The 22,771-nt window shown below is 37.0% G+C and carries 19 protein-coding genes; 17 read left to right on the forward strand and 2 right to left on the reverse strand.

Annotated elements, in window-relative coordinates; all coding sequences use genetic code 11:
• Positions 1-3: 3 nt before the first annotated feature.
• Entirely contained in the window at positions 4-468 is a 465-nt protein-coding gene (locus HF964_RS08630; protein ID WP_168722649.1) for a DUF1694 domain-containing protein, read from the reverse strand.
• A 328-nt stretch (positions 469-796) separates the two neighbouring features.
• Between HF964_RS08630 and rpsD the strand changes: the two genes are divergently transcribed.
• The 8 genes from rpsD to HF964_RS08670 all read left to right on the forward strand — a co-directional run bounded on the left by rpsD (position 797) and on the right by HF964_RS08670 (position 10,713).
• Positions 797-1,408: a 30S ribosomal protein S4 gene (gene rpsD / locus HF964_RS08635; RefSeq protein WP_168722650.1), complete on the forward strand. Its 612-nt coding sequence runs from the start codon at positions 797-799 to the stop codon at positions 1,406-1,408.
• Positions 1,409-1,552: 144 nt separating this feature from the next.
• Positions 1,553-2,386, forward strand: coding sequence for a Cof-type HAD-IIB family hydrolase (locus HF964_RS08640; protein ID WP_168722651.1), 834 nt, complete (start codon positions 1,553-1,555; stop codon positions 2,384-2,386).
• Positions 2,387-2,624: 238 nt separating this feature from the next.
• Positions 2,625-4,040: an arginine-ornithine antiporter gene (arcD, locus tag HF964_RS08645; protein ID WP_168722652.1), complete on the forward strand. Its 1,416-nt coding sequence runs from the start codon at positions 2,625-2,627 to the stop codon at positions 4,038-4,040.
• Between the two features lie 207 nt (positions 4,041-4,247).
• On the forward strand, positions 4,248-5,270 hold the full coding sequence (gap, locus tag HF964_RS08650; protein WP_168722653.1) for a type I glyceraldehyde-3-phosphate dehydrogenase: 1,023 nt from the start codon (positions 4,248-4,250) through the stop codon (positions 5,268-5,270).
• Positions 5,271-5,408: 138 nt separating this feature from the next.
• Positions 5,409-6,611 carry a phosphoglycerate kinase gene (locus HF964_RS08655; RefSeq protein ID WP_168722654.1) on the forward strand — a complete coding sequence of 401 codons (1,203 nt, stop codon included), beginning with the start codon at positions 5,409-5,411 and terminating at the stop codon, positions 6,609-6,611.
• A 127-nt stretch (positions 6,612-6,738) separates the two neighbouring features.
• The gene (gene tpiA / locus HF964_RS08660) at positions 6,739-7,494 is read left to right on the forward strand and encodes a triose-phosphate isomerase (RefSeq protein WP_168722668.1); all 756 of its coding nucleotides are present in this window, start codon (positions 6,739-6,741) and stop codon (positions 7,492-7,494) included.
• A 124-nt stretch (positions 7,495-7,618) separates the two neighbouring features.
• Positions 7,619-8,944 (forward strand): phosphopyruvate hydratase, encoded by a 1,326-nt coding sequence (gene eno, locus HF964_RS08665; protein ID WP_168722655.1) that lies wholly within the window; start codon positions 7,619-7,621, stop codon positions 8,942-8,944.
• A gap of 197 nt (positions 8,945-9,141) precedes the next feature.
• Positions 9,142-10,713 carry a peptide chain release factor 3 gene (locus HF964_RS08670; RefSeq protein ID WP_168722656.1) on the forward strand — a complete coding sequence of 524 codons (1,572 nt, stop codon included), beginning with the start codon at positions 9,142-9,144 and terminating at the stop codon, positions 10,711-10,713.
• Between the two features lie 162 nt (positions 10,714-10,875).
• Here the strand turns inward: HF964_RS08670 and HF964_RS08675 are convergent, their stop codons facing one another.
• Entirely contained in the window at positions 10,876-13,122 is a 2,247-nt protein-coding gene (locus tag HF964_RS08675; RefSeq protein ID WP_168722657.1) for an ATP-dependent Clp protease ATP-binding subunit, read from the reverse strand.
• A gap of 254 nt (positions 13,123-13,376) precedes the next feature.
• On the opposite strand from HF964_RS08675, the gene HF964_RS08680 reads away from it, so the two are divergent.
• The 9 genes from HF964_RS08680 (at position 13,377) to HF964_RS08720 (ending at position 22,271) form a co-directional block, all read left to right on the forward strand.
• Positions 13,377-13,559 carry a hypothetical protein gene (locus HF964_RS08680; RefSeq protein ID WP_168722658.1) on the forward strand — a complete coding sequence of 61 codons (183 nt, stop codon included), beginning with the start codon at positions 13,377-13,379 and terminating at the stop codon, positions 13,557-13,559.
• A gap of 287 nt (positions 13,560-13,846) precedes the next feature.
• Positions 13,847-14,113 (forward strand): phosphocarrier protein HPr, encoded by a 267-nt coding sequence (locus tag HF964_RS08685; RefSeq protein ID WP_168722659.1) that lies wholly within the window; start codon positions 13,847-13,849, stop codon positions 14,111-14,113.
• Entirely contained in the window at positions 14,113-15,837 is a 1,725-nt protein-coding gene (gene ptsP / locus HF964_RS08690; RefSeq protein WP_168722660.1) for a phosphoenolpyruvate--protein phosphotransferase, read from the forward strand. Before HF964_RS08685 ends, ptsP begins: the two co-directional genes overlap by 1 nt.
• A gap of 276 nt (positions 15,838-16,113) precedes the next feature.
• Entirely contained in the window at positions 16,114-17,322 is a 1,209-nt protein-coding gene (locus HF964_RS08695) for a glycosyltransferase family 4 protein (protein WP_168722661.1), read from the forward strand.
• Positions 17,323-17,343: 21 nt separating this feature from the next.
• Positions 17,344-18,405 (forward strand): lysylphosphatidylglycerol synthase transmembrane domain-containing protein, encoded by a 1,062-nt coding sequence (locus HF964_RS08700; RefSeq protein WP_168722662.1) that lies wholly within the window; start codon positions 17,344-17,346, stop codon positions 18,403-18,405.
• Positions 18,405-18,653 (forward strand): DUF1797 family protein, encoded by a 249-nt coding sequence (locus HF964_RS08705; RefSeq protein ID WP_168722663.1) that lies wholly within the window; start codon positions 18,405-18,407, stop codon positions 18,651-18,653. Before HF964_RS08700 ends, HF964_RS08705 begins: the two co-directional genes overlap by 1 nt.
• Positions 18,654-18,803: 150 nt before the next feature.
• Positions 18,804-20,888, forward strand: coding sequence for an LTA synthase family protein (locus HF964_RS08710; protein ID WP_168722664.1), 2,085 nt, complete (start codon positions 18,804-18,806; stop codon positions 20,886-20,888).
• A gap of 156 nt (positions 20,889-21,044) precedes the next feature.
• On the forward strand, positions 21,045-21,716 hold the full coding sequence (locus HF964_RS08715) for a hypothetical protein (RefSeq protein WP_168722665.1): 672 nt from the start codon (positions 21,045-21,047) through the stop codon (positions 21,714-21,716).
• A gap of 15 nt (positions 21,717-21,731) precedes the next feature.
• Positions 21,732-22,271, forward strand: coding sequence for a hypothetical protein (locus tag HF964_RS08720; RefSeq protein WP_168722666.1), 540 nt, complete (start codon positions 21,732-21,734; stop codon positions 22,269-22,271).
• Positions 22,272-22,771: the final 500 nt, after the last annotated feature.

Here is a 22,771-nt window from a genome sequence, read left to right on the forward strand (position 1 = left end):
ACATTAATTTCCTTTAAAAAGTTTTTGCCACCACGATAGCTTTGGTTGAGTGGGGGTAGCTGACTCAATGGGTTGCCGCAAGTTACTAATTGGCTGGGCGGGATTGGCAACAACTTCTATTAAATTGACGAGTGCAATTGCAACACTAGTTGGTGTAATACGGTAGCGTGAATCATTTTTTAGTTGGACAGGGAAGTTTTCTTTTTTTGCAAGATTTAAAAATGGCGTTAACGTATCAATAGGTAGATTACCATTTAACAATAAGGTTGCATCAGTATATTTTGTTAATGCAATTTGCCATTCAGGTAAATAACCATCTTGATTTAACTCAGTTACAGTCATGACAAAGTAAACCCGCTCTTTAAACGATCCTAAATACATATTTTGTTCATCCGGATGAAGTTGTTGATCACCGTAGCGAGCATGGTCAAGGTGCTGGCTTAGATTATTTGTTTCCTCAGTAGACATAGAAACCTCCTTGTCGGCAATAGTTAATAATATATAATTGATTATAACAGTTAATACAAATGCATGTGAACATAGGCATTAGGTCAATAATATAAAAAATTAAATGGTAGTTGGCAAGTTGAATAATATATGGTATGATATCTTTTGTGTTTAATAAGGCAGCAGTGAACGGTAAGCTCGTCAATAGCACAGTCAACCACCTTTGTTTTTTAGGAAACCAAGTAACCGTAGCTGTAAGGTGAACGGCGTAGACTGAGCTACACGAATATTGAGTTCACATGAATTATTAGATAACAAAATATAATTCATAAAATAGGAGGACATTCATATGTCTCGTTATACTGGTCCTAAGTACCGTATCTCACGTCGTCTTGGCGTTTCATTGTCAGGTACAGGTAAAGAACTTGCTAAAAAACCATACGCACCTGGTGACCACGGTCAAGGTCGTCGTGGTAAGCTTTCAGAATACGGTACTCAATTGCGCGCTAAGCAACGTATCCGTTTCACTTACGGTTTGAGCGAACGTCAATTCTCAAACTTGTTCAAAAAAGCTGGTAAGGTTCGTAAGGGTACTCACGGTACTAACTTCTTAGTATTGCTTGAAACTCGTTTGGACAACGTTGTTTACCGTTTAGGTTTGGCTACTACTCGTGCCCAAGCTCGTCAATTGGTAAACCACGGCCACATCCTTGTTGATGGTGGACGTGTTGATATTCCATCATACGAAGTTAAGCCTGGTCAAGAAATCTCAGTTCGCGACAAGTCAAAGAAGTTGGCTATTATTGCTACTTCAGTTGAAGCAACTGTTGCTCGTCCACAATTCGTTGAATTTGATGCTGAAGCATTGAAGGGTTCATTAGTACGTTTCCCAGAACGTGAAGAACTTGATGCTGAATTCGAAGAAAACCTTGTGGTTGAATACTACAACAAGCTTGGCTAATCTTTGATTACTATGCTTTTGAAAAAGCTGTCGACATTGTCGTCAGCTTTTTTTGTTATCTGGAAATATACTAAGTACTTTTGCAATCGTTGATTATAAATGGTACGGTATGAAATGATAAATTAGAATAAAGAGGTCTAAACTATGAGTATACGCTTAATTGCTGTTGATATGGATGGTACGTTTTTAAATGATCAGAATGAATTTAATCGGCGACGATTTCAAAAATTATTACCGAAGCTAGCTGCTAAAAACATTAAATTTGCAGTAGCTAGTGGCTCACAATATCAACGCTTACGCAATAAGTTTACTGATATTGATGCTGAAATATTCTTTATTTCACAAAATGGTTCGGTTGTTCACGACGGTGATGAATTTTTGGCTGCTACACCGATTGATGATAAGTTGATTCAGGATGTTTTTGAACTTATCCGTGAATATCCTGCTGGATACATTAGCCAAGTGATTGTTTCAGGGATTGAAAAGACGTATGTAGCTAGTGGGACACCAGTAGAAGTTCAAGCGATGATTGCCGAATACTTTAGTGACTTAGAAACAGTGGATAACTTAAGTGCCATTTCAAGTGTTAGCGTGGGTGAAGGTTTAACTAAAATAGGAGTTCGTTTCTCAAGTAAGACACCTAATTTAGACCAAGTAATTGCTGATTTTCGTGCTAAATTACCAACTGAACTTGCTAGCTTAAATTCTGGTTTTAATGTCGAATTAGTTGGTATGAGTCATATAAATAAAGCTACTGGCATTAAGATGATTCAAGATAAGTATGATATTGCTGCTAACGAAATTGTAACTTTTGGCGATAATGAAAATGATATTGCGATGTTGGCATTGACACCACATAGCTATGCAATGGAAAATGCTCATGATAAAGTTAAAGCGGTTGCTCACCATATAGCACCGACAAATAATGAAGAAGGTGTTTTAACAGTTATAGAACAGTTGATTAGTACTGGATTGTGATATAACTATTTTTTAGTCGTAATTTACGATTAAAATGTTTTTAAGGCGCGATATAGAAATATACACAAAATCCCAGGGGAATTTATTTTCCTGGGATTTTTGCTTGTACATATATCAATATTAACGAACTTTTGGCATGTTTCCTTTTAAAGCCAATATATGCAGATATGATTGATATGTGCTATTATTATTTTTACTGCTTTTTAAGAAACATAGTACATATATAGAGGATTAATACATGAATAAAAAAGGAATCAGCCTACCAATGTTACTAGCGTTGGTTATTAGTTCGTCAATTGGGACAGCGATTTTTACATTTACGAGTAATTTTGCTAAAGTTGCTGCACCTGGTCCAGTTCTAATTGCTTGGGGGCTTGTTGGCGTTGGGGTGTTAGCATTGGCGTTGACTTTTAGTAATTTAATTAATAAAAGGCCAGATCTTGATGGAATATTTTCATATGCTCAAGCTGGTTTTGGACCATTTGCCGGTTTTTTAAGTGGTTGGGGGTATTGGTTATCAGCTTGGGTTGGTAATGTTGCTTTTGCCACGATTCTAGTTAGTTCAATTGGCTATTTCTTACCAATTTTTAAAAGTGGTCAAAATATGCCATCAATTATTTTGGCTTCAATTATTGCGTGGTCTTTAAATTGGTTTGTAAGCCGTGGTGTAGAATCTGCTACCGCGGTTAACACAATTGTAACGATTTGCAAATTAATTCCATTATTTGTATTTATTGTAGTAGGGATTATTTTGTTCAATGGTCAGTTATTTACTAATGACTTTTGGGGCAATATTCAAGATAATTTCAGTAGTCATGTTGTTTGGCCCGAAGTTAAGCAATGTGTCATGGTAATGATGTGGTCTTTTGTGGGAATTGAGGGGGCAACAATGATGTCTTCTCGAGCACGTGTTAAAAGTGATGCTAGTAAGGCAACAATAATAGGTGTGATTACATTAATTCTTTTATATAGTTTAGTATCGTTGTTACCATATGGATATTATAATCAAGAACAATTAGCACATTTACCACAACCATCATTAGTTTATTTATTTAGTCAAATGGTTGGTCCTGTTGGTGGGGCGTTTATGAGCATAGGTTTAGTAATTTCAATCTTAGGTGCGTGGCTTTCATGGACAATGTTGCCAGCTGAAACAGTGTTATTAATGAGTGAGGCTAATTTATTACCTAAATATTTTGCACATAAAAATCGTTTTGGTGCACCTAATACGGCCCTATTAATTACGCAAGTGCTCGTGCAATTATTCTTGTGTTCATTATTATTTACCAATCAGGCGTATAATTTTGCGGCGTCATTGTGTACGGCTGCCATTGTGATTACATACTGCTTTGTAGCCGCATATCAAATTAAATACTCATTACAACATTGGCAGCAAAGAGACGCTAAATGGCAACTGCTTATTGGAGTCATTACAATTGCTTTCCAAATAGTTGGAATTGGTTTAACAGGTATGCAATACATTTTATTGGCAATGTTAGCATATGTACCAGGTGTTTATTTTTATCGACAAGCACGCCAAAAAGCACATGGACAACATAGAATGGCCAAGCATGAATTTATTGGGACATTGATTATACTGGGGTGTGCAGTTTTAGCAATAAGTGGCTTAATCATGGGCAAAATAAATCTATAATATAACTAAGTTGTGATATTTTTATCAAATATTTATAAGTGGAGTTATAACCGTAAAAAGCCTATTATAATAGGCTTTTTTGCTAAACTGGTAACTATAGTAATTCGAAAGATGACTTAAATTTGTTTAGCACTTATATTGCTAAATTAAGTATTCTAGCGTACAATAAAAATTGTTAAAAAACTAATTCTGTTGGAGGAATTTACTATGACTGTGAAGGTTGGTATTAACGGTTTCGGACGTATTGGTCGTCTTGCATTCCGTCGTATTCTTGAATTGAAAGACACTGCTTCAGATATCGAAGTGGTTGCTATTAACGATTTGACTAGTCCATCAATGTTGGCATACCTTTTGAAGTATGACTCAACTCATGGCACTTTGAAGGCTGAAGTTTCAGCTACTGAAGATTCAATTATCGTTGACGGTAAAGAATACAAAGTTTACGCCGAACGTAACGCCGCTGACTTGAAGTGGGTCGAAGAAGCGGGTGTTGAATATGTACTTGAATGTACTGGATTCTACACTTCAGAAGAAAAATCACAAGCACACATCGACGCTGGTGCAAAACGTGTCTTAATCTCAGCTCCTGCTGGTGCTATTAAGACTGTTGTTCCTGGTGTTAACTTGGACATCTTGGACAAGGATGATGTTATTGTTTCAGCTGGTTCATGTACTACAAACTGTCTTGCACCAATGGCCTTCTTCTTGAATGAAGAATTTGGTCTTGAAGTTGGTACTATGACTACTGTTCACGCATTTACTTCAACTCAAATGATCCTTGACGGTCCTCGCGGTTCAAAGCCACGTAACAACCGTTCAGCTTCAGTTAACACTATTCCTCACTCAACTGGTGCCGCTAAGGCTATCGGTCTTGTAGTTCCTGAATTACAAGGTAAACTTCAAGGTCACGCCCAACGTGTTGGTGTTGTTGACGGTTCATTGACTGAATTGGTTTCAATTCTTTCAAAGAAAGTTACTGCTGAAGAAGTTAACGAAGCAATTAAGAAGCACACTGAAGGTAACGACGCCTTTGGTTGGAACGAAGACGGAATCGTATCATCAGACATCATTGGTGACACACACGGTTCAGTATTTGACCCAACTCAAACTGAAGTTACGACTGCCGGTGACTTCCAATTAGTTAAGACTGTTGCTTGGTACGATAACGAATACGGTTTCACTTCAAACATGATCCGTACTTTGCTTCACTTTGCAACTCTTGAAGCTTAATTATAACTGATAAGAAAAGATGACCTAATGTCATCTTTTTTTTGTGATTTGGTATACAAGGTGTTAGAATAGTTACAGGTGTTGTGTATCTTTGCACAGCCAAAACTTGTTGATAAAAAATTTCAGGAGGATTCTAAATTGGCTAAGTTAACTGTTTCTGATTTAGATTTACAGGGCAAAAAAGTCCTTATGCGTGTTGATTTCAATGTTCCATTGAAAGATGGTGTCGTTACCAACGATAACCGGATTGTGGCTGCGTTGCCAACAATCAAGTACGTGATTGAAAATGGCGGTCGTGCTATTCTTTTCTCTCACTTGGGTCGTATCAAGTCAGAAGAAGACAAGCAAGCCTTGTCAATGAAGCCAGTCGCACAAAAGTTAGCTGATTTGCTTGGTAAGCCAGTCAACTTTGTGCCTGCTACGGAAGGTTCTGCTTTGGAAGACGCTATTGCCAATTTGAAAGATGGTGAAGTACTTGTCTTTGAAAATACTCGTTTTGAAGACGTTGTAAATGGTGAAGTTGTTAAACGTGAATCAAAGAATGATCCAGAACTTGGTAAGTACTGGGCATCACTTGGTGACGTTTTTGTTAACGACGCCTTTGGTACTGCCCACCGTGCACACGCATCAAATGCTGGTATCGCTGCTAACATTGCTCAAACAGCCGCTGGTTTCTTAATGGAAAAAGAAATTAAGTTCTTGGGTGGTGCAGTTGAAAGCCCAGCTCGTCCATTTGTTGCTATCCTTGGTGGTGCGAAGGTTTCAGATAAAATCGGTATCATCGAAAACTTGTTAGAAAAAGCTGACAAAGTTATCGTTGGTGGTGGTATGGCTTACACATTTGACGTTGCTAATGGCAAGAAGATTGGTAACTCATTATTTGAAGAAGACAAATTAGAATTAGCTAAGGAATTAATTGCCAAAGCTGGTGACAAACTTGTCCTCCCAGTTGATGCTGTTGCAGCCGACGCATTCTCAAACGATGCGAAGACGGTAATTACTGATGGTGACATTCCTGATGGTTACATGGGTCTTGATATTGGACCTAAGTCAATTGAACTTTTCAAGAACACTTTAGATGGTGCTAAGACAGTTGTTTGGAACGGACCTATGGGTGTGTTTGAAATGGCTAACTTTGCTAAGGGTACCCTTGAAGTTGGTTCATACCTTGCAACTCTTGAAGGTGCAACGACAATCGTTGGTGGTGGTGACTCAACTGCGGCTGCCCAACAATTAGGCATTGCTGACAAGCTTACCCACATTTCTACTGGTGGTGGTGCATCACTTGAATACCTTGAAGGTAAGACCCTTCCTGGTATTGCTGCTATCTCAGAAAAGTAAGCTCAATTATTGCTATAAATTAAAAGCGTTTGATGCGGTGAATCAAACGCTTTTTTGCTATCTACAGTCCTAATTTCTTGAGATATGGTATCATTTTAATTAAATAAAGCATTATGGAGGTAAAATGATGCGGACACCTTTTGTAGCGGCAAACTGGAAAATGAATAAGACATTACCAGAGGCACTGAATTTTTTACAAGCAATTGCTGGTAAACTCCCCAATCAAGCTGAAGTTGAAGCATTGATTTGTGCTCAAAGTTTATTTTTAAGCCAAATGATGGCGGTGACTAAGGACGAACCTATTAAAATTGGGGCGGAAAATGTCTTTTGGCATGATCAAGGGGCTTTTACCGGGGAAACTAGTCCTAAAGCAGTTGCCAGTTTAGGGGTAGACTATGTTATTATTGGGCACAGTGAACGACGTAAATATTTCCGTGAAACTGATGAAATGGTAAATAATAAAGTCCAAGCGGTCTTACGTAATGGCATGCGGGCAATTATTTGTGTGGATGAAACAATGGGGCAACGTGAAGCTAATGAAAAAGTGCATTGGGTTGTATCCCAAGTAATTGAGGCGCTTAAGGGAGTGGCAATTGAAGATGCTGATAAAATTACGATAGCTTATGAACCATCATGGGCCATCGGGGCTGCTGCTGCTAGTGCTAAAGAAGCTGAAGATGGGTGTTACTTAATTCGTCAAACCGTCGCTGATATGTTCTCTGATGAAGCTGCTGATCAAGTTCGAGTCTTATATGGTGGCTCGGTTAAACCAAGTAATCAAGCGGAATTAATGGCGATGCCAAATATTGATGGAGTTTTAGTCGGGGATGCCTCATTGAACCCAGATATTTTCCTCCAACTTGTAAATTACCAACAAAAGTAAAGTTTGTAAGATTCATGTGAAATTATGGATAAACTGATGGATTATCATTGTAATTTACTAGTAAAACTTATACAATTAAAGACGGTAAAACATTAAATTTAACCGAATTCAAGGAGATGTTAAAATGTCTGCAATTACTGATATTTATGCACGCGAAGTCCTCGACTCACGTGGTAACCCAACTGTTGAAGTTGAAGTATATACTGAAGAAGGCGGCTTTGGTCGTGGTATCGTTCCTTCAGGTGCCTCAACTGGTGAACACGAAGCCGTTGAATTACGTGATGGTGACAAGAGCCGTTACATGGGTAAGGGTACTCAAAAAGCTGTTGAAAACGTTAACAACGTTATCGCTAAAGAAATCTTAGGTTACGATGTAACTGATCAAGTTGCTATCGATAAAGCAATGATCGCGCTTGATGGTACTGAAAACAAGGGTAAGCTTGGCGCCAACGCTATCTTAGGTGTTTCTATCGCCGTAGCACGTGCTGCTGCTGACGAACTTGACGTGCCATTGTTCAACTACCTTGGTGGTTTCAACGCGCATGTATTGCCAACTCCAATGATGAACGTTATCAATGGTGGTGCTCACTCAGAAAACAAGGTTGATTTCCAAGAATTCATGATCATGCCTGTTGGTGCTCCTTCAATCAAGGAAGCAATCCGGATGGGTTCTGAAACTTTCCACAACTTGAAGAAGTTATTGTCAGCTGACGGTAAAGCTACTTCAGTTGGGGATGAAGGTGGTTTCGCACCTGACTTTGCTAACAACGAAGAACCTCTTCAATACCTTATCAAGGCGATTGAAGCTGCTGGTTACAAGCCTGGTAAAGATATTGCCATTGCTATTGACGTGGCATCTTCAGAACTTTGGGACAACGAAACTAAGAAGTACAAGTTACGTTGGTCAACTGGTGAAGAATACACTACTGAAGAATTCATCAAGTACCTTGAAGACTTGACTGACCGTTACCCAATCATCTCAATTGAAGACCCAATTGATGAAAACAACTGGGACGACTGGAAGACTATCACTACTGAACTTGGTAAGAAAGTTCAATTAGTTGGTGATGACTTCTTCGTTACTAACACTCAATACCTTAAGAAGGGTATTGAAATGGGTACTGCCAACTCAATCCTTATCAAAGTTAACCAAATCGGTACTTTGACTGAAACTATGGAAGCCATCGAAATGGCTAAAGAAGCTGGTTACACTGCGATCGTTTCACACCGTTCAGGTGAAACTGAAGATACTACTATCGCTGACTTGGTTGTTGCTACTAACGCCGGCCAAATCAAGACTGGTTCAATGTCTCGTACTGACCGTATCGCTAAGTACAACCAACTTATGCGTATCGAAGACTTATTGTCTTCAAACGTTGCTGAATACAAGGGTATCCACGCATTCTACAACATTTCAAAAGAAGCACGCGAAAACATTATCAACAAGTAATGTTTAATGATACATTGAGCTTGCCTAGGTAGGCTATCAAAAACCACGTAACTATGATATGTTACGTGGTTTTTTGATACATAGTAATTAGATAATATTAGCCAAACCCGCCTTGAATTTGCTATACTTGTAAGGAGCTTTTTTTGCAGTGTATAGATTAATAATAAAAACTAAAGATATATTTGAGGTTAGTAAAGATGAGTGATTTAGCAACAGAAATTAGTAAACGACGCACGTTTGCGATTATTTCTCACCCCGATGCCGGGAAAACAACCATTACCGAACAAATGCTTTTATTCGGGGGAGTTGTACGTGAAGCCGGAACTGTTAAAGGTAAAAAGAGCGGTAACTTTGCCAAGTCTGACTGGATGGAAATCGAACAAAAACGTGGGATTTCTGTTACTAGTTCAGTATTGCAATTTGATTTTGAAGGTAAGCGAATTAATATCTTGGATACCCCTGGGCACGAAGACTTCTCTGAAGATACTTACCGGACTTTGATGGCCGTCGATTCTGCAGTTATGGTTGTCGATTCAGCCAAGGGGATTGAACCCCAAACAAAGAAATTATTTGAAATTGTTAAACAACGTGGAATTCCTGTGTTTACTTTCTTTAACAAATTGGACCGAGATGGCCGGGATCCACTTGAATTATTGGCCGAATTAGAAGATACGTTGGGAATTGACACATATCCAATGAACTGGCCAATTGGTTCTGGTCAAGTCTTACAAGGTTTGTATGACATGTACAACAAGGAAGTCTTGTTATACCGGCCCGATGTTAATGGTAACAACAAGCTACCATTAGAAGCTGATGGTAACATTGCCGATGGTAACATCTTAAAGGAAAATCAAATCTGGCGCGATACATTAGATGAAGTTGATTTGGTAACTTCAGCTGGTAACGAATTTAACGAAGAAGCCATTTTAAATGGACAACTTTCACCAGTCTTCTTTGGATCAGCCTTGACTAATTTTGGGGTGGAAACATTCTTAAAGACGTACCTTAAGTATGCGCCAGCACCGGGTCCAAAGAAAACGGTTGAAGGCCAACCAATTGCTCCATTGGCCGACCAATTCTCAGGTTTCGTCTTTAAGATTCAAGCGAACATGAACCCCCAACACCGTGACCGCATTGCCTTTGTGCGGATTGTTTCAGGCGAATTTACGCGTGGAATGGACGTTACGCTTGGTCGTGATAGTAAGAAATTACGCTTGAGTAATGTGACCCAGTTTATGGCCGATTCGCGTGAAAACGTTGAAAATGCCGTACCTGGTGACATTATCGGGGTGTATGATACTGGGACATTCCAAATTGGGGATACAATTTTCTCAGGTAAGCAAAAGCTTGAATTTGAAGACTTGCCAACCTTTACACCAGAAATATTTATGCGGGTAACCGCTAAAAACGTGATGAAACAAAAATCATTCCACAAAGGAATTCAACAATTGGTACAAGAAGGAACGATTCAATTGTACACGGCTTGGTCATCCGGTGATTACATCTTAGGGGCCGTTGGGGCCTTGCAATTTGAAGTGTTTAAATTCCGGATGGAAAATGAATATAACTCTGAAATTGTCTTAGAACCAATGGGTAAAAAGATTGCTCGCTGGATTAATCCAGACCAATTAGATGAAAAGATGGCCTCATCACGGAACTTACTAGTTAAAGACCGTTATGAAGCACCATTATTCTTATTTGAAAATCAATTCGCAGAACGTTGGTTTAAAGATAAGTATCCTGAAGTTGAGTTAGAAGCAAAATTATAGAATCAAAAAATGGAGCCGTAACCGTAGTTAGGCGACGTTGAGAAATGATAATAAAAATCCCAGGAAAATTTATTTTTCCTGGGATTTTGTGTATATTTTTTTGAAAGACGGTTTAATAGCAATTACTGCTAAAAAATAGTTATATTACAGTCTTTTTTTATATTATTCAGCAGATTCTGTCTCAGTATCGTTACCTGATGGTTTAGTGTCAGTTGTTGAAACAGTTTGTGACGCTACTTTTTTATCCTCAGGACTAATCACAATTTCATCATCAACGAGGTGGGCAACAAGGCGATGCTCACCAGGATTATCTAAGTAATAATCCGCTACACGATCTTCAATTTGTTCTTGGATAACTCGACGAAGAGGACGAGCACCCATCGTAGGATTGTAACCAAGATCGACTAACTTATCAGCCACATTATCTTCAACCGTCAAGTGTAGATTCTGATCGGCAATCATAGCGTTGACGTCACCAAGCATCAAATCAACAATTTGATGTAAGTCTGCTTTACTTAATGGGTTGAATTCAATAATATCATCAAATCGGTTTAAAAATTCAGGTTTGAAGTAGCTACTTAATTTTTCAATAATTGAGGCTTTTGAACGATCTTTACTACCAAAACCAACGCTAGGTGTATCACCAATTCCGGCATTAGATGTCATGATAATAACGGTATCTTTAAATGAGACTGTATGACCTTGAGCATCAGTCAAACGACCATCATCAAGCACTTGTAAAAACATATGCATTACATCAGGGTGTGCCTTTTCAACTTCATCAAGCAATATTAATGAATAGGGGTGCCGACGAATTTTTTCAGTTAATTGACCAGCTTCTTCATAGCCAACGTATCCAGCCGGTGCACCAATTAACTTAGAAACACTGTGTTTTTCCATGTATTCTGACATATCAAAACGAACCATTGAATCTTCAGAGCCAAATAATTCTTTTGCTAATTGTTTAGCTGTTTCAGTTTTACCGACCCCAGTAGGTCCAACGAAAAGAAATGAACCGATTGGTCGCCCAGACTTATTAAAACCGACTCGATTGCGGCGGATGGCTCGGGCAACCTTGTTGACAGCACCATCTTGGCCAATTACATGTGCTTCAAGATGTTTGTCTAAATCACGAAGTTGGCCAGCTTCAGCTTCTTTTAGATCCCCAACTGGAATGCCTGTTTTTTCTTCAACAATTTTTTCGAGATCTTGATCAGTAATCTCGTTTGAGCCAGTATCATGTGGATTTTCTTCAGCCTCTTTTTTAGCACGTTCAAGCTGGTTGACTTGATCACGCCAATATGACGCTTTTTCATAATCTTCGCGTTCAATAGCTGCTTGCTTTTGTGCTTCTGCTGAATTAATTTTTGTTTGAATTTCCTTAGGATCAACAATTTTTAAATTAAGGTTTTTACGAGAGCCGGCTTCATCAAGTAAGTCAATTGCTTTATCTGGTAAGAAACGATCTTGAATATAGCGGGCTGATAAAGTTACAGCTGCTTTAATGGCAGTGTCAGTATATTTAACGTGATGGTAATCTTCATATTTCTTTTGAATACCTTGTAAAATAGCCAATGCTTCCTCTTGAGAAGGTTCATTAACTGTAACTGGTTGGAAACGTCGTGCAAGAGCGGGATCTTTTTCGATTTGACGATATTCATTTAAAGTTGTTGCACCAACAAGTTGAAATTCTCCACGAGCTAAGGCGGGCTTTAAAACATTACCGGCGTCCATGCCACCTTCAGCATTCCCAGCCCCCATGATTTCATGAATTTCATCAATGAATAAGATAACATTTTTGTTTTTGGAAACCTCATCCATTAGTTTTTGCATGCGTTCTTCAAATTGCCCACGGACACCAGTTCCTTGTACTAGGGATACAACATCAAGACGATAGACTTCTTTGTCGCGTAATTTATCAGGAACTTGGCCGTTAACAATTGCTTGGGCTAAGCCTTCAACCACGGCGGTTTTACCAACCCCAGCTTCCCCAATTAACACAGGATTGTTCTTAGTACGTCGGTTAAGAATTTCAACGACACGGTTAATTTCTTTATCACGACCGATTACTGGATCAAGATGGCCTTGACGGGCTAGTTCAGTTAAATTAAGCCCGAATTCAGCTAGCAGACCTCCATCGTTACCATTTCTGCCCATTTGATGTTGTGAATTTTGCGATTGCCGAGCACCTTGTTGTGCTTGCATTTGTTGCCCATTTAGAGCACGGAATAAATCATCGATTGAGTTAAAATTAAAAGGTTCTTGTGGCATTTGACTACCTCCATTATGAAGTTGTTGTTGGACTTTTTGATAACATAATGGACATAAATGCATCTCAGCATTTTGCCCGTTCAAATTTAATTGCATGTGAATTGATGCCGGGTTTTTATGACATATTTGGCATAACATAGCTTTACCTCCAAAATATGAACTTAAATTAGTGAGAAATAAATAGAAATTAAAGCAGTATTTGATTTTGTTTGACTAATACTGACCTTCGACTATTAGTATACGCCGATTATCAAGGTATGCAACTATAATGCTTAAAAAATTAGCACTCTTTTAATATGAGTGCTAATTGAATTTGTTTTATAAAAAGTCTTGCAATTACTAGTGTTTCGCGTAAAAATTAAGGATTATATTAATGAAAAAGAGGTTTAATAATGAAAGATTATTTTGCATTGTTAGAGGCAGTTCGAACTGGTGAAATTACCGAGTTTGAAGTAGAAGTTAATGAATTTACAGCTTTTCATCAAGTTTGGCAAACATATCAATATCAAAATCAAATTAGCGGTGCAGCTAGCCGAGGCGGCAAGATAAAATATACTCAACAAGTGGAACGCTGAGTAAATAAGTAATATTAGTTTATCTAAATAGAGGTTCTGAGGTAAGAATTAGTAGTCGTAAAATGCAAACATTTTTTTAAATGTAAATTAATTATGTAAGCCTTTACAATGTTATTAAATAAACGTTTTAAGAAAAGAGAAAAAATGTAAAAAGTTGCCATTTTTGTGTGGTAATTTGCTTGTAAAACGTTTTCATTTTGGTTATGATTATGTCATAAGGTTTGGTAGAATCGAAATTTGATGCTTGCCCTTATCTAATATTTGTTCAAACAAGGAGAACTTTCATTATGGAATCACGCAACTTTCACATTGTAGCAGAATCAGGTATTCACGCACGTCCAGCAACCTTATTGGTACAAACTGCTTCTAAGTTTAGTGCTGATGTTACGCTTGCCTACGAAGGTAAGGATGTTAACTTGAAATCAATCATGGGTGTTATGTCACTTGGTGTTGGTCAAGGTTCAGACGTTGTGATTTCTGCTAATGGTTCAGACGAAGCAGATGCAATTGCTGCTATCGAAGACACTATGAAGAAAGAAGGCTTATCAGACTAATGACTAAGAAGATTAGCGGTATTGCAGCCAGTAACGGTGTTGCAATTGCTAAGGCTTATAAATTAGTTGATCCTGATTTGTCTTTTGCTAAGACATCTGTTACAGATGTTGATGCAGAAAAAGGCCGCTTAAATGCGGCCTTTGATGCATCTAAGGCAGATTTGACTAAGATTAAGGCCAAGGCAGTAGAAAATTTAGGAGCTGAAGAAGCTGAAGTTTTCGAAGCACACCTTACGATTCTTTCAGATCCAGAACTAGTTGGTGCAATCCAACAGCAAATTGAAAAAGACCAAGTTAACGCTGAAACAGCTTTGAGTGATGTTACTGATGGTTACATTGCAATGTTTGAAACAATGACAGATAATGCATACATGCAAGAACGTGCAGCTGACATTCGTGATATTACTAAGCGTGTGTTATCACATTTGTTGAATGTTACTTTGCCTAACCCTGCTTTGATTGATGAAGAAGTTGTCATCATTGCCAAAGATTTGACACCTTCTGATACGGCCCAATTGGATCGCAAATTTGTTAAAGGGTTTATAACTGACCTTGGTGGTCGGACTTCGCACTCTTCAATCATGGCCCGCACCCTTGAAATTCCAGCCGTAGTAGGTACTGAGATCGCAACAACTGATATTGCTGAGGATGAATTGGTAATTGTTGATGGCCTTAATGGACATGCAATTATCGCACCTGATGAAGCAACTATTACTGAATATCAAAAAATTGGTGATCAATATCTAGCCCAAAAAGCTGAATGGGCCTGTTTGAAAGATGAACCCACAACATCAGCTGATGGGGTTAAGTTTATGACCGGAGCTAATATTGGGACACCCAAAGATTTGCCTGCTGTTCTTGAAAATGGTGCTGAAGGTATTGGTTTATACCGAACTGAATTCTTATACATGGACTCAAATGATATGCCTTCAGAAGAAGATCAGTTTGAAGCTTACAAGACAGTTCTTGAAGGTATGCAAGGAAAACCCGTTACGGTGCGGACGATGGATATTGGGGGTGACAAAAAGTTACCATATATGCCATTACCAGAAGAAGAAAATCCATTCCTTGGATATCGAGCTATTCGAATCTCATTAGATAAGACTGAAATGTTCAAAACACAATTGCGTGCCCTTGTCCGGGCATCAGCTTTTGGGACATTGTGGATTATGTTTCCAATGGTGGCAACATTACCTGAATTTCGTGCCGCTAAAGCCGTTTTTGAAACTGTTAAGGCCGAATTGAAAAATGAAGGGGTTAATTTTGATGACAACATTAAGCTTGGAATCATGATTGAAATTCCTTCAGCCGCCATTTTAGCTGATAAATTTGCCAAAGAAGTTGATTTCTTCTCAATCGGTACCAATGACTTAATTCAATACACGATGGCTGCTGACCGTGGTAATGAAAAGGTGGCATACCTTTACCAACCATACAGCCCATCAATTTTACGTTTAATCAAGCGTACAATTGATTGTGCCCACAAGGAAGGTAAGTTTGTGGCTGTGTGTGGTGAAATGGGTGGTGATCCAATCGCTGTCCCATTGTTAGTTGGTCTTGGTTTAGATGAATTTTCAATGAGTGCAACTTCAATCTTGCAAGCACGTTCATTGATTAAAAATCTATCAACAACTGATATGCAAGCGTTAGCTGAAAAAGCTCTTGATCTTGATACGAATGATGAAGTCGCTGAATTAGTTAAAGCAGCTACAACCAACAAGTAATTATAAATAATAGAAGTTATTGTGGGCGATAATTATGATTGATTATTGACAATGGCTTCTATTTTTTTATAGTTAGTCGTATAAAATCGCTTTAAATTTAATTAGCAGCTAAATTTGAATGCTAATCTGATAAAAATAGTTAAAAACATAGTAGCTCATATAAATTGGCATAGAGATGGTAAGGAATTTTTTTACTTAAATTTGGATTTTTGCTATAATGTGTACCTGTTAAGTTTTATTTTTAAATTATTTAAATTCTAAAAAGGAGGTTGCTGGATGAATATTGGGTTATTTACGGATACATACTATCCACAAGTCAGTGGTGTAGCAACTTCGATTTCAATTTTACGTGATACTTTAGAGGCAATGGGACATCAAGTATATATTTTTACTTCAAATGATCCTAAAGTAGGACGTAATGTTTACGAACGTAATATTTTCCGTTTTCCTAGTTTTCCGTTTACCGGTTTTCCAGATCGCCGACTAGCTTATAGTGGTGCATTGCACGCTGTACAAATTGCTAAAGAGTTGAATTTAGATATTGTGCACACGCAAACTGAATTTTCAATGGGGCTAATGGGAAAGTTTGTAGCTTTTAGTTTAAAAATTCCCGCAATTCATACGTATCACACAATGTATCAAGACTATCTTCATTATGTTGCTAATGGAAAACTAATTGGTCCACGGACAGTAAAAACTGCTGTTCGTAATTACTTAAAAAATATGGAAGGTGTTGTCGCACCATCACAATTAGTTTATGAAACAATGATAGCGTATGGTGTGACAGCGCCAATAAGGATTATTCCAACAGGAGTTGACGTTCATCATAATATTACTGAATCGCAAATATTAACATTGCGACAACAATTAGGATTGACATCAAATACGCCAGTTGCCTTATCATTAGGACGTTTGGCGTTTGAAAAAAATATTGAAGATACCATTGATGCTTTTCAACAAGTTATTTTACAAAAGCCAACTGCTAAGTTAGTAATTGCTGGTGATGGTCCTGCTAGGCAAACTTTACATGATCATGTTGAAGCTTTGGGAATTACGGATAATGTAATTTTTACCGGCATGATTGAACATTCAGAAGTACCACGTTATTATGCGATGGCAGATGTATTTGTTTCATCTTCACAATCTGAATCACAAGGGTTGACATATTTAGAAGCTTTAACCGCGCATACGCCAATCGTGGTGATGAATAGTCCTTATGTTAAAGACCTAATTACTGATCCTAGTATTGGGGTTGGTTTAGATGATGTTGGCGACTTAGCAGCAGCATTATTACCATATTTGAATAAAACAGCTCAAGTTGGTGATTTAACTAAGCGCGATGCTAAAATTAATGAAGTCAGCGCCGAACATTTCGGGACAGAGATGTTAAAGTTCTATGAAGCAGTAATTAATGAATATCGGGCTGATGATGAGCGAAATAGTGATTCAATTTTTGGAGCATTTAGTAACCCGTTCAAACGTTAACCCTAGTTATTGGAGTATAGTATGTCCAAGAATAATCGTATTGTTTTAATTATTATGCTTGCAATCGGGGCCGCCATTATGGGGTACTCGTTACGCAACGTTAATATGAAGTTATTGTTTCATGATATTTTAACGATTAATGTATGGTGGCTACTAGTGGCGTTGCTATGTATTGTTGCGTACTTAGTCATTGAAGGAATTATTGTTAAAGTTTTTGTTGGTAATCGAGTGCAAGGATTTACTTTTAAGGATGCTTTGCGGGTACCATTAGTTGAACAACTTGGTAATGGAATTACACCATTTGCTAGTGGTGGGCAGCCCTTTCAAATTATGGCTATGATGCAAGCAGGGGTCGAGCCTGGATATGCTGCTGCAATCTTGTTAATGAAATTTGTGGTATATCAGTTTGTTATTGTTTTGAATTTTTTTGTGGCTTTAATTATTGGCTCACATTTTTTAGCGGATAAAGTACATGTTCTTAAATATTTAATGATTTTTGGATTTTTAATTCATTTTGCGGTTATTGTCGGCTTAATACTAATTATGTTTTGGTATCAGTTTACTAAACGGTTAACTAATATAGCTTTAAAAATAGTTAAAGTAGTTGGCTTTGGCGGTAAAGAAAAGCGCTTAGAAAGATATCAACGTATTTCTAAGTGGGCCGATGTTCGGTTACATAATTTTCATGTTGAAAGCGTTAGAATGACTAGCAACATTAGTTTGATGGTTAAAGGCTTGATATTGACAAGTTTTCAGTTGATGTTTTATTATTCAATTCCATATTTTATCCTCTTAGCATTAGGGTACACGCATATTAATTATGTTTTAATTACGTCATTACACGTTCTAATTGTAATGGTAATTTCAATTTTCCCAATTCCAGGTGGATCAGGTGGGGCTGAAGTAAGTTTTCAATCACTTTTTAGTAGTTTTATTAATGTACCAACCGATTTAGTATTAGCAATGTTTATTTGGCGCTTTTTAACATATTATTTTGGAATGTTTGCAGGGATGGTCGCATTTAATATTCGAGCTGATCGGATTAGCAATCCTCAAGATTGGCATAATCAGAAGGAAGAGTAATGATGGATCCCAATCTACAACATATCTTAAAACGTTTACGAGTTATGATAAGTGATTATGCTTATCAAAAACAGGAGCGTAATTTTGATTTATTCGGTATCAATGTTTGTACGGTTGAATATGACCATCAAACAATGTTATTTTCAATTTTTGAACGTCAAAACAATGGGACGTTTATCTTTGATGATATCGATTTAGCAGCCATTGAGATTTATAATCAATTGGTTGACTTTCAGTTAGTGTTTTAGAAGGTAATCAAAAGCGATGAACTTTTGATTATTTTTTTATTTAAGGGCTTAGAAAATGGTTAAAATTAGGTAGATACTAACTGAGGTATTTGTGTTTTAAGCAAACCTAAGTATAATGTATCTGTTACACGTATTTATGGAGGAAAAAACATGTCGAAGTTTTTTAAGAAGCTCGGCGCTAATTTACAAACGACGGTGGGCTTCTTTTGCTTATCGGCGTTCCTGATTTGGTTAAAAACATACATCGTATACCAAACGGACTTTACACTTGGCGCACAAGGACCTTTACAACACTTTTTATTAATTTTAAATCCGATTGGAACAACTTTATTGTTACTCGGAATTGCATTATATTTTCGGGGACGATTAGCCTACTGGTTGATGATTTTAATTAATTTATTGGAATCAATTTGGATTTTTTCTAATGTACTTTATTACCGTGAATTCTCTGATTTTTTATCAGTTGCAATTATTGGTAGTGCTAGCTCAGTTGACAATAATTTAAATAAAGCTATTGGTGGGATTATCCATTTAGGTGATTTCTTTGTCTTTATTGATATTATTATTTTAGTATTGTTACTTTTGTTTAAAGTCATTAAAATTGATAAACGAAAAATTAAGAAACGTTTTGCACTATCAATTACAGCACTAAGTTTCTTCCTTATCTTTGCTGATTTTGGAATTTCAAATGCTGATCGCTCAGGGTTATTAACACGGACTTTTGACAATAACTATATTGTTAAGTATTTAGGTCTGAATGAATACTTAGCCTTTAATATATTTCAGACGCATAAGCAAGATGCATCGCGTTCAGCAGCCAGTGCTAAGGATATCAAGCCAATTTTAAAATTTATTAATAGCCACCAAGCACCAGACAATGTTCAATACTTTGGTAAAGCCAAAGGAAAGAATGTTTTTGTGATTCACCTTGAAAGTTTACAGCAGTTTATGATTGGTTATAAGTGGGATGGACAGGAAGTTATGCCTAATCTTACTAATTTTTATCATGATCAAAGTACATTGAGTTTTGATAATTTTTATAATCAAGTCGGACAAGGTAAAACATCTGATGCAGAAACAATGCTAGAAAATTCATTGTATGGTTTACCATCTGGTTCAGCAATGGTTAATTATGGGACATCAAATACGTTCCAAGCTGCGCCGGCAATTCTTAGTCAACAAGGATATACAACTGCATCGTTCCATGGAGATGTTGCTAGTTTCTGGAATCGTGATAATGCTTATAAATCATGGGGTTATGATTATTTCTTTAGTAAACCATTTTATAAAGATGCGGATAATCCAAATTATAATGTAGGCTATGGTATGAAGGATAAAATCTTTTTACAAGATACAGCACAATATATTCAACAATTACCACAACCATTTTATGCAAAAGTTATTACGGTTACTAATCACTATCCATATGATTTAGATAAACAAAATCAAACAATTAAACCATTCAACACGGGTGATAATACTGTTGATGGTTATGTACAGACAGCACGCTACCTTGACCAAGCATTCGGTGAATTTTTAGCATGGTTGAAAGCCTCTGGGTTGTATAATAATAGTATGATTGTGTTGTATGGTGACCACTATGGTATTTCTGATAATCACCGTCCAGCAATTGCCAAATTATTGAACAAACCAGAAGTTACTAATGCTGATTTAGCTAATTTCCAAAAAGTACCATTTATGATTCACATGCCTGGTTTAAAGGGTGGTATCAACCATACTTATGGTGGTGAAATTGATGTGTTACCAACTTTATTTGATTTACTTGGAGTTAAAGACGATAACTACGTTCAATTTGGGACTGATTTGTTATCTTCAAAGCATATTTCAATTGTGCCATTCCGAGATGGGGATTTTGTGACACCTCAATACATTAAATATCAAAATCAGTATTTCTATACTAATAATGGTCAAGTAATTGACTTTAGTAAAGATCCAGCTGCGAAGGAAGCAATTGCTAAAATTCAAGATTATGTTGATACAACTTTATCTGATTCGGATAAAGTAATTACTGGTGACTTACTTCGTTTCTATACACCAGAAGGATTTAAAAAGGTTAATCGTAAAGATTATAATTATAATCCAACTAAAACAAAAGCTGCTTTAAAGAAGGATCTAATTGCTGAACCATCAAGTATTTTGGCTCGCAATCACGATAAATCATTAGTTGATCTTTATAAAACTGATGCTCCCGAATTAAAAAAAGAAGCTAAATAAAAAAAGCAACCGTTTACGGTTGCTTTTTTTATGCTTTAATAAGTATTTTATGTTTACAGATAGTTATGAATGTTAGATAATTAAAAAAATCTAATGTAGATTAAGAAAAAGTTGAAATGGTGTTCATTCGATGGATGGTTTAGGAGATGGAACAATATGCAAAACAAAACAAAACAAACGAATTTAATTAAATTACTACTAGGGCAGGGGTTATTGTTAATTGCCTTTAGTAGCTATAGTGTCGTTTTACTATACTTGTTAGTCCAACAATATCACGTCTCAGCCCGCGTATTAGGGAGCTTTGGTATTTTAGCAGCTTTACCACCAGCTTTGATTGCCATGGGCGCACCAATCTTGGGCCGAATTAAAAATAGTAAAACAATCCTCATTATGTTACAAGCAATTGCCACCATAGCGCTGATTATTGGTGGTAGTTTACTCCTCACGAACCAAGCGTTAATTTTAGTTGGGACGTTATATCTACTATTAAGTATTGCTACGACAATTTCAGGATCAGTTGAAATCGGCTTCATTCCGGTTATTTTTCAAGAAGATGAAGCCGCGATTGAAAAGTCAGTTGATTTACAATACTTTATGAGTACGGGCTTAACGATTATTACGAGTGTCGTTAGTTCATTTATTTTATTAGCCCATGGCAGTACCTGGTTATTGTGGGCAAGCTTTATAAGTGCCCCGCTAGGAATTGGCTGCTATCTATTAATTAGTTATGTACCAAATGCAAACCTGTCAGTAATTAATGAAGAAGCGGATGCAGTAGATATGGTGCAAACTAGTTCGTATTTCAAGCAAATGCAAACCGCCTTGTAGCAATTTACCCATACCATGCCGGCATTCTTAATTATTTTATTTGAAGCAATCTTAGGTGGGATAACTGGCTTGCTATTTGAATTGTTACCATTAACGATGAAAGAACTGGGGATTGCGGTAGCATTTTTTGCCATTGTTAGTGCGACACAAAAAGTGGGTGATTTATTAGGCGGGGCTTTAGCACCATTAGTTAAATGGAGTGCGCCAACTTTTTTTGCCTGTGATTATTTGATTTCGGGGATCTGTTTTATCGTGATTACCTTACCGTTACCCAATGTAGTCCGGTTATTGCTACTATTATTGGCGGGAATTTTTATGGGGATGTCAGGGAATGTCTTTGAAAAGTTGATGTATCGTTCATTTAATGTTGGCGATATTGCCGCCATGCATGCCTTAACCACATCAACGTTTGCCTTTTTCTCGGTAATTAGTTATTTAGCAGCGTGGGTGCGGGTACCAACCATTATGTTATGGCAGGCAACGGGCGTTTTGACCATTGTGTTAGGGATCTTATTGATAAGTGTGGCTAAAATAAACCAAACGAATGCGCATTAATCGGTTAATTAATGATTTAAATAGGCCCCACCGCAGTAATCAATTATTGAAAAAAGGTGTGATTAGGTAGGTGGTGGTACTTTAAACCGGCCAGTTCAAAATTAAAATGCGTGAAAATTTACAATAATAGGCGAAATTATTAGTAGAAATACTGACGATTTCGCTTTTTTGCTAGAGAGATAAATACTGATTTAATAGGCTTTTACGGGTTATTTTTACTTTTTAGCTTGAAATAATAAAAAAATACTCAAAAAGTGTTGACTATTACTACAAGTCCTAGTAATATAGTTTAAGTCCTAAGCGAGTAGATAACTTAATTATGAGTTATTCAAAAAGCTTTCGAAAAGTTAATTTAAAAAAGTTGTTGACTAAGAGTTAAACATCTGATATTATTAATAAATGTTGTTACGACATATTAAGTTGTTAACAACGACGTAGATCTTTGAAAACTGAATAAAGTTTTGACAATCAAATGTGTAAGTACTTTGAAATTAATTTTC

Origin of the sequence: Periweissella fabalis, assembly GCF_012396505.1 — a bacterium.
Lineage (GTDB): Bacteria > Bacillota > Bacilli > Lactobacillales > Lactobacillaceae > Periweissella > Periweissella fabalis.

Excerpts from the sequence above, each read along its gene's own strand:
- HF964_RS08630 (WP_168722649.1), bottom strand. The coding sequence starts at position 468 with ATGTCTACTGAGGAAACAAATAATCTAAGCCAGCACCTTGACCATGCT.
- rpsD (WP_168722650.1), top strand. The coding sequence starts at position 797 with ATGTCTCGTTATACTGGTCCTAAGTACCGTATCTCACGTCGTCTTGGC.
- HF964_RS08640 (WP_168722651.1), top strand. The coding sequence starts at position 1,553 with ATGAGTATACGCTTAATTGCTGTTGATATGGATGGTACGTTTTTAAAT.
- arcD (WP_168722652.1), top strand. The coding sequence starts at position 2,625 with ATGAATAAAAAAGGAATCAGCCTACCAATGTTACTAGCGTTGGTTATT.
- gap (WP_168722653.1), top strand. The coding sequence starts at position 4,248 with ATGACTGTGAAGGTTGGTATTAACGGTTTCGGACGTATTGGTCGTCTT.
- tpiA (WP_168722668.1), top strand. The coding sequence starts at position 6,739 with ATGCGGACACCTTTTGTAGCGGCAAACTGGAAAATGAATAAGACATTA.
- eno (WP_168722655.1), top strand. The coding sequence starts at position 7,619 with ATGTCTGCAATTACTGATATTTATGCACGCGAAGTCCTCGACTCACGT.
- HF964_RS08670 (WP_168722656.1), top strand. The coding sequence starts at position 9,142 with ATGAGTGATTTAGCAACAGAAATTAGTAAACGACGCACGTTTGCGATT.
- HF964_RS08675 (WP_168722657.1), bottom strand. The coding sequence starts at position 13,122 with ATGTTATGCCAAATATGTCATAAAAACCCGGCATCAATTCACATGCAA.
- HF964_RS08680 (WP_168722658.1), top strand. The coding sequence starts at position 13,377 with ATGAAAGATTATTTTGCATTGTTAGAGGCAGTTCGAACTGGTGAAATT.
- HF964_RS08685 (WP_168722659.1), top strand. The coding sequence starts at position 13,847 with ATGGAATCACGCAACTTTCACATTGTAGCAGAATCAGGTATTCACGCA.
- ptsP (WP_168722660.1), top strand. The coding sequence starts at position 14,113 with ATGACTAAGAAGATTAGCGGTATTGCAGCCAGTAACGGTGTTGCAATT.
- HF964_RS08695 (WP_168722661.1), top strand. The coding sequence starts at position 16,114 with ATGAATATTGGGTTATTTACGGATACATACTATCCACAAGTCAGTGGT.
- HF964_RS08700 (WP_168722662.1), top strand. The coding sequence starts at position 17,344 with ATGTCCAAGAATAATCGTATTGTTTTAATTATTATGCTTGCAATCGGG.
- HF964_RS08705 (WP_168722663.1), top strand. The coding sequence starts at position 18,405 with ATGATGGATCCCAATCTACAACATATCTTAAAACGTTTACGAGTTATG.
- HF964_RS08710 (WP_168722664.1), top strand. The coding sequence starts at position 18,804 with ATGTCGAAGTTTTTTAAGAAGCTCGGCGCTAATTTACAAACGACGGTG.
- HF964_RS08715 (WP_168722665.1), top strand. The coding sequence starts at position 21,045 with ATGCAAAACAAAACAAAACAAACGAATTTAATTAAATTACTACTAGGG.
- HF964_RS08720 (WP_168722666.1), top strand. The coding sequence starts at position 21,732 with ATGCCGGCATTCTTAATTATTTTATTTGAAGCAATCTTAGGTGGGATA.